This window comes from Sphingomonas sp. GC_Shp_3, assembly GCF_026540945.1.
Taxonomy (GTDB): Bacteria; Pseudomonadota; Alphaproteobacteria; order Sphingomonadales; family Sphingomonadaceae; genus Sphingomonas.
In genome coordinates this window covers 46,685-60,569 of the sequence record NZ_JALNUT010000015.1, presented here as the reverse complement: position 1 = coordinate 60,569, position 13,885 = coordinate 46,685, and the positions used below count along the sequence as shown (strand labels likewise).

General features: G+C 57.0%; 10 protein-coding genes. 3 read left to right on the top strand and 7 right to left on the bottom strand.

From position 1 onward, the window contains the following. Positions 1–108: 108 nt before the first annotated feature. Positions 109–1,146: a GDP-mannose 4,6-dehydratase gene (gene gmd / locus OXR00_RS18560; RefSeq protein ID WP_267389706.1), complete on the bottom strand. Its 1,038-nt coding sequence runs from the start codon at positions 1,144–1,146 to the stop codon at positions 109–111. A 464-nt stretch (positions 1,147–1,610) separates the two neighbouring features. Between gmd and OXR00_RS18555 the strand changes: the two genes are divergently transcribed. Next, positions 1,611–2,420 (top strand): hypothetical protein, encoded by an 810-nt coding sequence (locus OXR00_RS18555; RefSeq protein ID WP_267389705.1) that lies wholly within the window; start codon positions 1,611–1,613, stop codon positions 2,418–2,420. Between the two features lie 63 nt (positions 2,421–2,483). On the opposite strand, the gene OXR00_RS19845 is transcribed toward OXR00_RS18555, so the two are convergent. Continuing rightward, on the bottom strand, positions 2,484–5,894 hold the full coding sequence (locus tag OXR00_RS19845) for a glycosyltransferase (protein ID WP_267389704.1): 3,411 nt from the start codon (positions 5,892–5,894) through the stop codon (positions 2,484–2,486). A gap of 516 nt (positions 5,895–6,410) precedes the next feature. Beyond that, positions 6,411–7,421 (bottom strand): glycosyl transferase family 90, encoded by a 1,011-nt coding sequence (locus tag OXR00_RS18545; protein WP_267389709.1) that lies wholly within the window; start codon positions 7,419–7,421, stop codon positions 6,411–6,413. 227 nt (positions 7,422–7,648) lie between these two features. Between OXR00_RS18545 and rfbB the strand changes: the two genes are divergently transcribed. Further along, the gene (gene rfbB / locus OXR00_RS18540) at positions 7,649–8,707 is read left to right on the top strand and encodes a dTDP-glucose 4,6-dehydratase (RefSeq protein WP_267389703.1); all 1,059 of its coding nucleotides are present in this window, start codon (positions 7,649–7,651) and stop codon (positions 8,705–8,707) included. A 57-nt stretch (positions 8,708–8,764) separates the two neighbouring features. Here the strand turns inward: rfbB and rfbD are convergent, their stop codons facing one another. From rfbD to OXR00_RS18520, 4 genes are all read right to left on the bottom strand, one after another. After that, the gene (rfbD, locus tag OXR00_RS18535) at positions 8,765–9,622 is read right to left on the bottom strand and encodes a dTDP-4-dehydrorhamnose reductase (RefSeq protein ID WP_267389702.1); all 858 of its coding nucleotides are present in this window, start codon (positions 9,620–9,622) and stop codon (positions 8,765–8,767) included. Beyond that, complete coding sequence (gene rfbC, locus OXR00_RS18530) at positions 9,619–10,164, bottom strand: dTDP-4-dehydrorhamnose 3,5-epimerase (RefSeq protein WP_267389701.1); 546 nt, start codon at positions 10,162–10,164, stop codon at positions 9,619–9,621. Before rfbC ends, rfbD begins: the two co-directional genes overlap by 4 nt. Next, entirely contained in the window at positions 10,161–11,042 is an 882-nt protein-coding gene (rfbA, locus tag OXR00_RS18525; RefSeq protein WP_267389700.1) for a glucose-1-phosphate thymidylyltransferase RfbA, read from the bottom strand. The genes rfbC and rfbA overlap by 4 nt, the downstream gene beginning before the upstream one ends. 114 nt (positions 11,043–11,156) lie before the next feature. After that, positions 11,157–12,365, bottom strand: coding sequence for a tetratricopeptide repeat protein (locus tag OXR00_RS18520; RefSeq protein WP_267389699.1), 1,209 nt, complete (start codon positions 12,363–12,365; stop codon positions 11,157–11,159). Positions 12,366–12,815: 450 nt separating this feature from the next. Here OXR00_RS18520 and OXR00_RS18515 point away from each other — a divergent pair, with 450 nt between their 5' ends. Continuing rightward, entirely contained in the window at positions 12,816–13,670 is an 855-nt protein-coding gene (locus tag OXR00_RS18515; protein ID WP_267389698.1) for a hypothetical protein, read from the top strand. Positions 13,671–13,885 lie beyond the last annotated feature (215 nt).

The following is a 13,885-nucleotide window of genomic DNA, read 5'->3' as shown; positions in this document are numbered from 1 at the left end:
GATCACGCAGATCAACCTGCAACGCAACCGGCGTGGCGCCGGCCGCTTCAAGCGAGGCAGACACGAAGCGGCCGGTGAATCCGGTCGCTCCAGTCAGCGCGACCCGCATCAGAACGACCAGCCGGCAGTGTTGCGCCGCATATCGGCTTCCATCATCAGTTGTGCCAGCTCCTCAAGCTGCACGGTCGGCGTCCAGCCGAGATTCTGCGCGGCCTTGGCGGGATCGCCGATCAGCAGATCGACCTCGGCCGGGCGGTAGAAGGCGGGATTGACGCGCACCAGCGTCTTGCCGGTCTTGCTGTCGGTGCCTTGCTCGTGCTCTTCCTTGCCCGACCAGTTGAGCGTGATCCCGACATGCGCGAACGCCAGTTCGACGAAGTGGCGCACCGGCTCGGTCCGGTTGGTGGCGAGGACATAGGTATCGGCGACGTCATGCTGGAGCATCAGCCGCATGCCCTCGACATAATCCTTGGCATAGCCCCAATCACGCTTGGCATCGAGATTGCCGAGTTCGAGAATCTCGGCCTTACCCTGCGCAATCTTGGCGACGGTGTCGGTGATCTTACGGGTGACGAACTCGCGACCACGCAGCGGCGATTCATGGTTGAAAAGGATGCCGCTGGTGCCGAAAATGCCGAAGCTTTCTCGGTAGTTGACGGTCAGCCAGTGTGCATAGAGCTTAGCGACCCCGTAGGGGCTGCGCGGGTAAAACGGCGTATCCTCGGTCTGCGGGATCGCCTGCACCTTGCCGAACATCTCCGAGGTCGAGGCTTGGTAGAAACGGATGTCGCGATTGACGGTGCGGATCGCCTCAAGGAGATAGGCGGCGCCGAGGCCGGTGATCTGCCCGGTGGTGATCGGCTGATCGAACGATACCCCGACGAAGCTCTGCGCGGCTAGGTTGTAGACCTCGCTTGCCTCGGAGGTTTCGATCAGCCGGATCGCCGAGCCCATGTCGGTGAGATCATATTCGACGAGCTTGAGCTGGGGATGGTTGGTGATGCCGAGTTCGTCGATCCGCCAGAAATTAACCGAGCTGGTCCGGCGATAGGTGCCATAGACCGTGTAACCACGGCCCAGCAGGTTCTCGGCCAGATACGCGCCATCCTGGCCGCTGATTCCGGTAACGATAGCGGTCTTCGACATGCTTGCTTCCCTTGCTGACATGGCGGAGAGCAATAGTGAGGTCGCCCAGCGATAACCAGAGGGACAAAGCTCGGACGACGCATGTCTCGCTTTGGAGAAGATGACTTACCTAGCGATCGTCCCCAGGCCGGCCGCGTTGCAACCAATCCGGTTGTGGTCAGATTGTTATATGGCGCACCACCCGTCAGATAAGGCGATCACGCAATAAGGTGTGGGCGATTAATGCAAACGCTGGTAAAGCCATATTGTATGGACGAATGTCGTTTAGAGGATGCCGATCAGGTGATTCCCGGTGGGGCGATTTGGCCCGGGCAGTGACGTGCGATACTACCTTTTTCAGTACCGCCTATGCGGCCGACGAAGCACCGCTGCAGTACAAATGTTACGGCCGGCCTCGCGATCCCGCGCGACCGCTATTCTTTATGCACGTTCCCAAGGCTGCAGGAACGTCGCTCCGGAAAGCGTTGGAAAAAGTTCTTCAACCGGACGTGGTCGTCAACATGTTCGATGGGTGCCTGAGCGGGGCGGGCGAGCTTGCTTTAACCCCCAGCAAACCAGACGTGGTTCTGGATCATGCGGACTTGCCCGATGCGGGTCTGATAGCGGCACATATGGGTGCTGGAACTGCCTTTTCGCGCTACCCCGATGCGCAGCGGCTGACGGTCCTGCGCGTTCCCGAAGCGCGTCTTGTCTCGCATTGGCTATACTGGCGGGCGATCGGCGATGAGTATCTGGTCTTTCCGGAAGATCGCATCAAGCTTCCGATCGCACGTGGAACGCTCGAGGCTTTTGTGATGGACGAACGTCTGGCGTTCGAGTTGGACAACGTTGCGGTGCGGATGCTGCTGTGGCCTGATCCGCGCATTGCCCCGGATCGCTGGATAGATGCGGAAGGCGAGCAACTGCTCGACGCCGCGCTCGAACGCCTGTCCGGGTTCGATCATGTCGACGTCATCGAGAATGATCGCTTCGTTGAAAACCTGTCGGCATGGCTGAAACTGCCAATTGTAGTGGAACGCCTCAACGAAACACCGGATCTTCCCGAGGATTTAAGCGGCATCTTAGCGGACGAATTGACACCGGGGACGCTGCGCCAGATCACCCGTCTCACCCGCCTCGATCGTCAGCTTTGGAATTATGTGGCGCGCTCGAAAATGAGCTTGGAAGCGGTTGAGGCGTTACGCTCAGCGACACTGATGACAACAACCCTACGTCATCAGGCGCTGCTGCGGGGCAAACCTTCGCAGGACTGGCACGAGATGGTCGTGTTGTAACCTGCGCCGCCCCCTGCTCCACTTGAGGAAACAGGGGGCGAGAGCCTTCCTGACGTTCCGGTCTCAGTAGGCCCAATCGACGTCGACTGCTTCTAGTACGGCGCGGACCTCCCGATTGAATGCTTCATCGCTGAACTGTTTGTCGGCATAGGAGATCTGCGCGTGGCGAACTGTATTCCACCAGGCCTCGTCTTCGATCAACCGCTTGACGGCCCGGCAGAAATCCTCACCCCGCGGATCGATCTTGGCTACGGCGAGGCGGCTGCGCACCGCGTTGTCGATGCCGATCTGGTCGGCGAGCAATTCGGTCATGACGATCGGGATGCCGGTCAGCATCGATTCCACGACCTTGCAGGGGATTCCGGCCGAGTAGCGCGTCGGGGCCAATGCGACGACGGATTCCTCGTATAGTTCGGAAAGCCGCTTTTCCGAAACCATGCCGAGGAAGTCGACTTCGGCATGATGATTGTTTTCGCGGAATTCGCGCAGGATAGCCTCATCCCAATAGCCGGCGAAGGTGAGCCGCTTGCCGTGTTCGGCGATCATCTTAGCCGAACCGTGCAGGAACCATTTGAGGCTGTCGAAATTCGGCGCGAGCGGGGAATGGACTGCGCCGACGAACAGTAGGCGGCTCCGATCCCGCCACGGCCGGTCCGACCGTACGATCCCGCTGACCGTGTGCGATATGGTCGAGACATTGTTCAGTCCGATCGAGCGGATGAAGTCGACATCGCGGTCGTTTACCGCGATGAAGCGGTCGACGATGGCGGAGGCATTGAACTCGGCCGCGACGAGATCGACGATCTCGCTTTCCGATGGCGCATCGCCTTGCAGCTTAGCCAGCTCGATCGTGCGTTGGACGCTAACCGCCTCAGTATCGCAGACGATCTTGCTATTCCAGGCGTCCTTGTGTGCCTTAAACACCTCGTAGAAGCGGGAGAGGTTGTGCGACCGGCATACCCAGATATGCGAATAGACGCCGGGTGCGCGATTGAGGACTTCCGCGACGGATTCACCAGGCATCCAATTGCGATACAACATAACATCGTCGAATTCGTAATCGTCGATCTTCACCGTTGGGTTCACGGCGACGACGTCATAGGCGACGCCGAGTTGATGGAACGTGCGTAGCACTTCTGCCGCCCGACCGAAGCCCGATCCTAGGCGGGGATCGGGGACGAGATCCTCGATGACCAGAATTCGGCTCTTTGTCACGCCAAGCCGGGCAACACCCGCTGCCCCCATGATATTGTCGATCGTCGGTCGCGCACCGAGCTGGGGATGCTTCTTCAGCAGCCGCTTGCGGTTGCGCAGGATCGTCGGGTGGCTGACCGTGGGGGGCCGCCCCTTCATGAAGCTGGCATGTTCGTAATGCGTGATGGTGATCGCCGTATCGACGTACACCTTCTTCCCAAGCAGAGTGTTGAGCCGGAAGCAGAGATCGACTTCTTCGTAATAGCCTGGTGAGAAGATCGGATCGAAACCGCCGAGCGTCTCGAAATCGGGGCGCGACAGGCACAGGAAGCAGCCCGAGACGTAATCGACTTGAGTGACCTGCTCGATCGCGTTGTAGCTCGAACGCTCGCCACGCCCGAACCCGAACGAATTGCCGTCACCGGCGATGAACGCGCCGATCTCCTGCACGGTCAGATCCATAGACAGGATGCGCGGGCCGATTGCACCGCAATCCGGGATGCGGAAATAGCTGTCGACCAGATCGGCGAAGACGCCGGGTTCGAATTCAATATCGTTGTTAACGACCACGACCAGCTCGCCGGTCGCCATGCCAGCGCCGAGGTTGGCCGCGCCCGGGTAACCGAGTGCCTTGGCCTCATCGGCATATTTGATACCGCGAGTCGTAGCTAGCAGTTCCGCCGTCGGATCGCTGCTACCGTTGCTGACGACGACGACTTCCATCGACCGGCCGGAACGACGTTTTAGTTCCGCCGCGGCGTAGAAGGCGAGTTCGAGGAAGCGTGCGGTGAAGCTCACTTGGTTGTGCACGGGCACGATCACCGAGAGCACCGGACGATCGTCGCACAGCGGCGTGAAATCGATGGGATGACGCCGGTTGCGGGCGAGCGCATCCTTCGCCCGACGCTCGTAGAGCGCCTTAGCCTGAAGCATGTCGATGGACCGGTCGGCGAGCGGGCGTGCCGCCCGCATGTTCTCGTGCCGGCCGATTAGCAGGAAATATTCCAGCGGCGACACCGCGAGCTTCTGGCATTGCTCGCCGATCCAGGGATAGCGTTGCGAGAAATACTTATAGTCAAAATAAGGGTTAGGATTGCGCCCCTCCACGACTCCGAAGAAGAGGAAATGATGTGCCGTGCTTATGACATGAACGCCATCCGGTTTCACGTCCAGATAGGTTGCTTCATAGTAAGAAGGATCAAAATCCGGCAAAAATGGTACGTTGTACATGCATGAAGAAAGGCAGAAGGTTTCCAGCAGCGACTTGTAGGCACCGTTTCTTACCTCCAATTGCATCGCCGGGTTCATCGTCCTGTAATAATCCGGATCGAACAGTGCGGAAGTACGACATTCTTCGAACTGCCCGTGGATTAGGAAATGCCGGAAGAACGAATGATCTTCCGCAACGTCCGGGTTCAGTATCGCATAGGCAGTCGGGCAGAATAGCCAGTGCGGACGTAGATTGTGCCGGTCGCCGTTTTCCAGAAAATCGATGTACGAGTCGGTATGAACTGCCCAGCGGCCGATGCGGCCAGTTGCAAAGGCATGTTCACGCTGCGATTCATAATAGCTTGCGTCGAACAACCAATGGGAAAGTAGGCCACGTTTGAATGCCAGCTTCAATCGCGACAGAACCTCGTCGAGCGTGAAATCGGTGGGCCTCTTACTGTTTCCAAAGACCGCGCGGCGCAGGTCGCGTTTTTGCATACCCGAGACTTTAAAAAACGGCGAGATCTCGGCTTCGCCGTTGACAACCATTAGAGTTGCCAAAGCTTCCAATTCTGCTCTGGGTATATCGCGAAGGCTCGGCGCATTCTTGTTGAAACGCAAAAACCAATCTCTGTCAAAATACAGAAGATCGTCAAGAATATCAAAATGTTCGATCTTAGCCTGGTAATCGTTCTCGATCATTTCAGCAACAAATCTAGCGCTATCAGGGATGTCGCCACGATCAACAAATCCAGAAAGTGCGTTTATTCCGGAAAGAAGAAAATCCGGCCATGTGTTGGAGCGCGGTTTTGATCCACCCATTTCAGCTAGGAATGAAGGAATATATCGAGCAATTTTTTCATTACGATTTTCGAAAAGGACTCCCCAACCCGACCGAAGGATGGTTTCAGATTTTATCTGAAATTCTTCCGACTTTGTCAGGCCGATAACCAAGTTAATCCTAGGGCTGCCGATCCAAGGATGTCCTTCTTCCGGATCGCGCCCGAGGAAGATGTTGTATAGCAGGTTTACCGCGTCCTCGTCGCAAGGCGCGTTTAGAAAATCGTTCACAACGAGATCTACCTTTGTTTGATCACCTAAAGCAAGTGCTACGCCATTGGGTATTCACACGCAAAACTGACATTGGCATATCAAGCCGTGGGCTGCGTGCAAATAAGTTTTCCGGTACGCAGACGCAAAGCCGTTGCTTCCTCAAACAGCGGTATAGAAAGGGAGGGAGATCTCTAGGTGGTGTTCAAAGGCAAATACGCGACATCGTTGATGCCACGGATATAATTTCGGTGTGAATGGTTTCATTTTAACCCAAGCGTAATTGCGTTGAATGACCTGATTATTGCTTTGTCAATGGTCTGTAGCGATCTTGGCCGAAGCCAATTTTATTGTAGCTAAGAACTTGCAGGTGTAAATCAGAATGGATTCGCTTCCTATGTCTGCAAATTCCGAGTCCGGAGGGGGATATGTAATGCCGGGTGAAGTCTGATGTTCGCCATGATATTATAAAGATAATACTGGCATCTGAAAATCACCTAATCTTATTAAATTATAAATAAAGTTGCTTATATAATTTTAAAAAATACTGCTGTATAATTCTAAAAGCTTTCGCGTGTAACGCTCTACCCCTTTTCGAGTTAGATAATTTTCATAAAAGATATTTGCAGATTTTACTATTTTTTTTGAAGAAATTATTCCATCTTCAACGTGTCTTATGTTTTTCTCGATATCTGAAATATCTTCTATTGGTATATAGTGCTCATAGGCTTTTAAACCATCAAAATAATATAGTTTGTGGGTCGAGTTAACTTTGAAAAGCATGCTTTTACTTTTCAGCGTATATACGACGCGCGAGCAGGTTGCGCCATTTCCGTCTATAGAAAGAATGTATCTGGACATAAGCTGCTCATCCCAACTCATGAAGGGATGAAAGTAAGGCTGGGATTTTAGTTCGCTGACCGTTTCGGGCGTGTCACATTGCACGGCCGAACAGATGCGGAAATCGACGAATGGATTGTCGAGTGCAGCCGTGGCCCAAGCCAGGCGCGGAGCTTTTGCATGGCGAACGTCTTCAAGTGTCAGTAAGTTGCCGCCAGTAGATGAGCCAGCAAAGACGGCCGTCGGAAGTTTTCTTGACCAGGGTTTCTCCCCCCGGCTACCCTCGTACCATTTGCGCCATAAAAAATCGATATCAGGCATTAGTATGCTATGGCTGCCCACGGGCTTTTGAAAAGAGAAAACGGGAGCAGTCTCTCCGTAAGAACTCAAGTCATAGACATCAAAGGCAACTGGTGCCGAAATTCGCATTCCCCCGGCCACCAAACCTTGAAAGAACTCGAGGTACGCTTCTGCTCTCTGCAGGCTGTCTCTGAATACTCCGAGGTGTGGTTCTGAAAAATGCTCCGACGGCTTTTCTCGCAGACTGACCGAATTTTCATTAAAATCAAAAATGAAAACGCTTGTCGTCGTGCTGTTTAAATACGCAAATGTATCGCCAAATTCTCTTGAAAGCGGCGCTTTCTCTTTCCAATAAGATAGCTGATTTTCACACCAAACGTCGGTCAAATCATCTTTTTTGAAAAACATTCTCACGTTTGCTCAGTCGCCTCCCTGCGAACGTGCTACGGTCGGGCCATAGCAAAAGCTTCTCTAATACGTATACCGCAGATGCAGGCTATGGGCGTTGCTGATGGAAACTGCTAGGTTCTGTCGGTGTGAAACGATGTATATCAGGGTGCTGAAGGCCGCGACGGCTGACAAGGTCATAACGGCATTTTAAAATCACCGAGCAGAATTATTATCGGAGTGGGTCAATGCGGGTTTTGGTTACGGGCGGCGCGGGTTTCATCGGTTCGGCAGTGTGTCGACACCTCGTGCGCGATCTCGGCCATGCGGTCGTGAATGTCGATGCACTGACCTATGCGGCAAGCCTGACCTCGCTCGAGCCAATCAGCGCCTCCCGCTTGTATGCGTTTGAACGGGCAGATATCCGCGACCGCGACGCCATGGATGCGGTGTTGGCGCGCCATCAGCCCGATGCCATCATGCATTTGGCGGCAGAAAGCCATGTCGATCGCTCGATCACCGGCTCGAGCGTTTTCCTCGAAACGAATATCATGGGCACAGCCACGCTGCTTGAGGCGGTGCGCGCCTATCGCGATTGCTTGCCAGCCGAGCGGGCCGATGCCCTGCGCATGCTGCACATATCGACCGACGAGGTTTATGGCTCACTGGGACCGGACGGCCTGTTCACCGAGAAGACGCCCTACGATCCGTCCTCGCCTTATTCTGCTTCCAAGGCAGCGTCGGATCATCTCGTACGGGCGTGGGTACGCACCTATGGTATGCCGTGCGTGATTTCGAACTGCTCGAACAACTATGGACCTTATCATTTTCCGGAAAAGCTGATCCCGCTTGTCATTCTCAACGCGATGGCGGGCAAGCGTCTGCCTGTCTACGGCGACGGCTCGAACATCCGCGACTGGCTCTATGTCGAGGATCATGCGCGCGCGTTGGTGATGGTACTTGAAAAGGGACGGTTCGGCGAAAAGTATAACATTGGTGGCCGCAACGAGCGGACCAATCTCCAGGTCGTTGAGCGGGTCTGTGATCTGATGGATGAGCTTGCCCCCAAGGCGTTCAAGCACCGTGATCTGATAGACTTCGTGACCGACCGCCCGGGGCACGATCACCGCTATGCGATCGATGCCACCAAGACCGAAACCGAGATCGGTTGGCATGCGCAAGAGTCGTTCGACACCGGCATTGCCAAAACGGTGCAATGGTATCTCGACAACGAAGCGTGGTGGGCACCGCTGCGCAAAGGCTATTCAGGCGAGCGGCTCGGCACGCTGACGGCTGCAGCCGAATGAATGAGGGGGCGGTTGATCGAGCCGCCCTCCCTTAGTTCTCGGCGTTGAATGTTACGTTCAGCCATGGACTACGATCTCGGCGATCATGGCGCGCAGGTTGGCGCGCCAGTGCGGGGTGGGGTGGCCGAGGGCTTTGAAGGTCGAGGTCTTGTCAAGCACCGAGTAGCTTGGCCGTATGGCAGGCGTCGGGAAGGCGCTGGTCACGATCGGGATCACCGGCACCTGCGTGGACAAGAGCCCAGCGGCAAGCGCTTCTTCCTGGATGGCAACGGCGAAGTCGTACCAGCTCGCCGCCCCCGCATCGGTGTAGTGGTGGATGCCTGTGACACCCTGCCCCGCCATCGTCCAGAGCGCTGCGGCAAGGCCCGGCGCGTAGGTCGGCGTCCCGATCTGGTCGGCGACGACGCGGATCTCGGGGCGCTCGCCTATCAGGCGGAGCATCGTGCGCACAAAATTGCCGCCGGTTGGCGCATAGACCCAGGCGGTGCGCACGATCAGCGCGCCCTCGCCCGCCAGCAGCTCGCCGGCGAGCTTGGTGCGACCGTAGGCGCTCAAGGGATTGGTGGCGGCATCGGGGGCATACGGCGTGCCGTCCTGGCCATCGAATACAAAGTCGGTCGAGACATGCACCAGCCGCGCGCCGTGTTTCGCGGCGGCATCAGCGAGCAGGCCGACCGCAGTCGCATTGACTGCATACGCTGCGTCTTCGTCGCTCTCGGCCTTGTCGACCGCGGTATAGGCGGCTGCGTTGAGGATCAGATCGGGTTGCTCGGCCGCGACCGCCGCGTCGACGCTGGCGGCATCGGTAATGTCGAGCGTGTTGCGATCATGCGAGACGACGTTCACTCCGCTCGGCGCGGTCGCGGCGAGACCGCGCCCGAGCTGACCCGCCCCGCCAACGATTAGCGCCTTCACGAGAACGCCTCGACCTGGCTGAGCGGTTTGCCAACGACATCCTTGCCGGACAGCTTTGGCTCGATCCCGCCCAGCGGCCATTCGATACCAAGCGCGGGGTCGTTCCACAGCAGCGAATGGTCGCTCGCCGGCTCGTACAGCGCGGTGCATTTATAGAGAAAGTCGGTATCGTCCTCGAGCGTTAGGAAGCCGTGCGCGAAGCCGGGCGGCACCCAGAACATCCGCTTGTTGGCGGCCGACAGCTCGACCCCGACCCACTTGCCGAAATGCGGCGATGACCGGCGGATATCAACCGCCACGTCCCACACCGCGCCCGCCGTCACGCGGACCAGCTTGCCCTGCGGATTTGGGTTCTGGAAGTGCAGCCCGCGCAGCACGCCCTTGGCGGAGCGGCTGTGATTGTCCTGCACGAAGGCGAGGTCGAGCCCGCCGTCACGAAACTTGGCGGCGTTCCAGCTTTCCAGAAAGAAGCCACGATCGTCGCCGAACACCGCCGGCTCGACGATGATCGGGCCCGGAATGGCGGTCTCGATAAATTTCATGCAATCACCTTGCCGTCGAGCAGATCGAGCAGATACTGGCCGTAGCCACTCTTGCGTAAGGGACCCGCGATTCGTTCGAGTTGCGCGTCGTCGATGAAGCCCTGCCGCCAGGCGATCTCCTCGGGGCAGGCGATCTTGAGGCCCTGCCGCTCCTCGGTGATCCGCACGTACAGCGCGGCATCGAGCAGCGAGCCATGCGTGCCGGTGTCGAGCCATGCATAGCCCCGCCCCATGATCTCTACCAAGAGCTTGCCCGCTTCGAGGTACAGCCGGTTGAGATCGGTGATCTCGAGTTCACCGCGCGGGCTTGGCTTGAGGTCCCGTGCCAAGGCGACCGCGTCACCGTCGTAGAAGTACAGGCCGGTTACCGCATAGTTCGACCTCGGCTGCTCGGGCTTCTCCTCGATCGTCTCGGCGCGGCCGTTCGCGTCGAACGACACGACGCCGTAGGCGGTCGCATCCTTGACGTAATAGCCGAACACCGTCGCGCCCGCATCGCGGTCCGACGCGCGGTGGAGCAGGTCGGGCAAGCCATGACCGTAGAAGATGTTGTCGCCGAGCACGAGCGCCGAGGGTTTGTCACCGACGAAGTTCGCACCGATGTGGTATGCCTGTGCCAAGCCAGCCGGTTCGGGCTGCACCGCATATTCCAGCACCATGCCGAGATCGCTGCCATCGCCGAGCAGCGCCTTGAACGATGCCTGATCGTGCGGGGTGGTGATGATCAACACCTCACGGATGCCCGCCATCATCAGCGTCGACAGCGGATAATAGATCATTGGCTTGTCGTAGACCGGCATCAGCTGCTTCGACACGCCCTTGGTCAGTGGATACAGGCGCGTGCCCGAACCACCCGCCAGTATGATACCCTTGCGCAATGCCGGCTCCCTTCAATCGTTGAAGCCGTTTAGCGTGCGCAGGTCAAAAGGCAATCTGGGGCGCTGGAGGCGATCGGTACGTCATCCTAGAAAATCAACAGCCACATCAGAATTTTACCGCTTAACTTTAAGTACTAGCAGATCGTGTAACCACCATCCGCATCTGGCAATACGATACAGGTAAAGTTTACGACAATATCGCCGGTGCTTCGGCGTGAGTGCGACGGCGTGTTCCTGATGTTTGATTGCTGCAGCTCGGGCGCCGTACTTCCACAGCATCGTTGATAGCCAGTTCCTTAGATGGGCAACCTCCGGCAATCCGTTCACCACTTCTTCGGCTATCGTGATCGCTTCGTTCTTCATCTCAGCGACCCAAAGAGCATCGGCGAAAGAGATCAGATACAGCGGTAAGCGTTCGGTCCGCACAGCGATTTCGCGGTGAAGCGACACTGCCTCATCATGGTTGCCAGTCCGCGTGAGGATGCGCGCCAGGCTCAGCATTCCCAGCGTGCTGTCGGGTCGCGCGACACGAGCTGCGCGTGCCAACGCAAGCGCCGTCCGTGGCCGCGCGGCCGGCTGTCGTTCGGCAAGGGCGCCGAGATATACCGAACTGGCTGATCGACGTTCCCGGATTGCTCGGCTCATAGCCTTGGGGTCGAAACGGTCGTTTAACACGTCTTCGAGCAGCGGCCGCAACAGGCTCACCTCGCCGAGAAACGTACTTGCGGGATGGCCGCTATAAGGAACGGGGACGAGCACCGATGGTGTTCCGGCGGAAATCTGGGTGACGTGGCGAAGATCGAGCGCGACGTGCGGATCGAACACCAGCACAGGACAAGTCCGACAAAGGAAGTCACCATTGATCGTATCGATCCACTGGACCCTTTGCGCATCCTGCGGCCATCGATCTTCCCAAGGTGCTCGCGACGGATCGATCGACCATTGCGGCGATAGCGCCAGGACGCCGTCTGCCGCGACCGCGTCAGCCAAGCGCAGCGCGGCGTAGCCTCCCATGCTTGACCCGTAAGTTATCTTACGTTTGGCGCTTGCCGTAGCTTCGCGAACGACGGCCATCGCGTCAAAGATATCGTTGTATTGGTACCAATCGTTTCCGCAACCGAGGACGTGAATGGCAGAAATTCCGTTTGCCAGCAGAAACTCCTCGCCAAAGCCAAAGCGATCGAGGCCTTCGCCGATGCTGTGGTGATCGAAGGTTATGACCCAATTCTGGGAATTAGCCGCAAGAACCTGACGAACCAAAAGCGTCTTGCTGCGGTAAAGCTCGATTTTTTGAGGCCGCTCGGCCGGTACTTCGTCACTCATAACGAGCCTTAGTATTTTTGAAGCTAGGCACGATGACGTGGCCATAATCCGGCATAGCTAAAATCGGACACAATACTTATATATTGGCTTGATCGATCCAAATGTCTCAGCAATTATACTGCGGCACAGCGAATTTGTACTTGAGAACTCGAACAAGGAATGGACCGTTGCCGAACCTTACAAACAGTCCACAGTCATCATGTACAGGCGTGTGCATAGGTATCTCAAGGCAACGGATCGTGCGCGCTACCACGCTTTCCTGCCAAAAGCCCATATCGTGAATGAGACGTCGCTACTCGCTTTGTATTCCGACTATCCCCTGTCTAGAGGACGAGAGTGGTCACCGTGCCGCATTTCGTCCGCCAACCAGCGGAATTGCATCGATTTTACACGGGATCGACACAATCTCTTACGATAGGTACGTTCCCCCTGAATTGAGGGCTGCAATCCGTGAAATTCCACCGCTACGCAGTACTGCCGATGACAAGTCTGCTGCTTCTTGCTGCATGCAGCGATGACAGCACAAATCCGACACCAACCCCTATATCGACCGCCACGCCGTCTCCGACCCCAACGCCGACGCCAGCACCATCTTCGTATCAATCGGTTGCTGATTTTACGCGTGATCGCGCATTTTCTGGGCTTGTCTCCGCGACTACGACACAAACTATTCCGGCGACACTGGCCTATCACGACCCGGATAGCTCCACGCTGACCTATTCCGCCGCGACGCAAACGTTCACAGGATTTGGCCAGACCATCACACCGGGCACCAACAAGGCGACCCTGGTCCAGACGGATGCTACCTTGGTCTATCAGTATCTAATAGCGACCTCTCCTTGCACACTTACAATATACCGAAAGGTGGGGGGCGCGACTTACGTTGGGTATGTAACGAACTTTGAAGGCGTAAAGACACTCTCGTTTACCGACTATGCTTTGATCGGCGCGCCGACGCTGACAAGCGATCTGCCCTCGACGGGAACGACGACCTACCAAATAACGGCGGGAGAGATTGGCACGTCGGCATCCGGCCAGACGCTTGTCATCGACGCCGCAGCACGACGCCTAAGCGGGACGGTGACGTTGACGGGGGCCAGTACCCCAATCAACGTAATGTTTCAGGGAATGCTTGATTCGCAAAGCGGGCGGATTGACGGGACGGTTACGACGGCTGACGGTACTTATACGGGCGCTGTTCACGGCCGGGTCTATGGTCCAGCCGCCACGGAAATCGGCTTGATCTTCGATTTGAAAGATAACACGGGCAACGATCGCCCTGGCATTCTGATCGGCCATAAATAGTTTACCGGCGTCGACCGGCGGTGAGTCGCACCACCCAACGGAAATGTCGTACCAGAAAGACCTGGCGCTAGGCCGGCTTTTGGAACCCTAGAAGTGTGGGCCTGCGGAGAAACAAGGCTCCATCCCTGATGATGCGCCCCATGCCGATCGTCTGGCCGACATCAAATGATGAAGGCAAACACCGTGCCCGTGAGCCCGCTCCGGCAGCGGCGACG